The 1,376-nt window shown below is 30.9% G+C and carries 4 protein-coding genes; all 4 read left to right on the plus strand.

The window, feature by feature from the left end:
• On the plus strand, window positions 1-290 hold a 290-nt coding region (locus ABGX27_03875; GenBank protein ID MEO2068630.1), incomplete at its 5' end, for a hypothetical protein.
• Window positions 291-324: 34 nt separating this feature from the next.
• A complete protein-coding gene (locus tag ABGX27_03880) occupies window positions 325-546 on the plus strand; it encodes a hypothetical protein (GenBank protein MEO2068631.1) in 222 nt (73 codons plus the stop codon).
• 23 nt (window positions 547-569) lie between these two features.
• Window positions 570-791: a ribbon-helix-helix domain-containing protein gene (locus ABGX27_03885; protein ID MEO2068632.1), complete on the plus strand. Its 222-nt coding sequence runs from the start codon at window positions 570-572 to the stop codon at window positions 789-791.
• On the plus strand, window positions 791-1,376 hold a 586-nt coding region (locus tag ABGX27_03890), incomplete at its 3' end, for a class I SAM-dependent DNA methyltransferase (protein MEO2068633.1). The genes ABGX27_03885 and ABGX27_03890, both read left to right, overlap by 1 nt.

The following is a 1,376-nucleotide window of genomic DNA, read 5'->3' on the forward strand; positions in this document are numbered from 1 at the left end:
ATAAGAGAGAATTTCTTATAACTCTTTTCCGTAAAGGAGACTTAAAAAAGATTTACATCTCCTATAAGGACAAGCCACCGCAAGAGATAGATTTTTTGAGTGCTGTTGAACTCTTGGAAACAGAAAAGACAGAAGAAAGAATAAAGATTCCTGTTGAATCTTTCTACGAGCTTTTGAGTAAGAATAAAATTGCCTTTGAAAGGTCTTTACAAGAAGAAAAAGAAAAGAGTTTCTCCAGAAAGGATCTTTCAAGAACTGAACAACAGATCTTGAAAGAACTTAACGCATAAGAATGCTTTTAAAGAAAGTAAAGATAGAAATTTCGTGCATAGATTTTTGGATGCCATTTACATAGGAAAGTTACCAAAAGGAACTCTTAAGGACATTAACAAAGAACTTAAAAAGACTAAAAACATTGAAAAGAAACTTAAAACTCTAAAAGAATTCTTATCAAACTATTATCTTGAAGAGATAGAAAAAGTAGAACCTGAAAGTGGGTCGCCAGTAGAAGTTATACTATCTCAATATTTCGGTTACTGTTACTGATACTTAAAAAAGATGGAGGACTTATGTCTAGTAAGTTAATTAGTATAGACGAAACACTTGTCCATGAACTTTCTGTTATCTCAAAGCTTCTTGGAGTTTCTCAACAAGAAATAATAGAAGAAGCGCTTGAACTTTACTTTAACCACTTAGAGTTAACTATTGCTGAAAAGATAAGCAAAGAAATAAAAGAAGGTAAAATGAAACTCTATAAAGCAGAAAATGTTTTTAAGGGGGAAATAAAGTAATGAGTTTAGTAAGAAACTTAATAGAAAATCCTTTTGATAAATCAAATTTTGAGACTTTTTTAAAAAATATCTTTGAATCTGCCGATTTTGAAAACCGTTTTCCAGTAGATTTAAACAAGTATTCTAAGAAGTTTAAAGAAGTTGTAAAAGAGGCAGAAGTTTTAGGAGCTTATAATGATGGAAAAGATAAAATACTTTTCTTAACTGTTGAACTTTACAAAGAACAGACTCTTCAAAGAGCAAGAACCATCCAGCGAGACTTTGTCGCTGAAGTCCTAAAAGATTATGGTTTCGATGGCGGTCTTGTAGCTTTTTACCAAAAAGATAGCGATTTCTGGAAGTTGTCTTTAGTAAAAGTTGAATATAGATACGATGAAAGCGGAAAAGTAAAAAAGTTTAAAACTTCTCCAAAGAGATTTTCTTTTATTGTTGGAAAAGATAAAGCTTCAAGAACAACTCTTTTGCAACTTGAAAAACTTTTAAACCTTGAGACAAAGAGTTTAGATTCGCTACTTGAAGTCTTTAGCGTTGAGAAACTGAATGAAGAGTTCTTTAAAAGCTATCTTGTTTACTTTAAAAAGCTTT

Source organism: Desulfurobacteriaceae bacterium (assembly GCA_039832905.1).
In the GTDB taxonomy this organism is placed as follows: Bacteria; Aquificota; Aquificia; order Desulfurobacteriales; family Desulfurobacteriaceae; genus Desulfurobacterium.

Excerpts from the sequence above, each read along its gene's own strand:
- ABGX27_03885 (MEO2068632.1), top strand. The coding sequence starts at position 570 with ATGTCTAGTAAGTTAATTAGTATAGACGAAACACTTGTCCATGAACTT.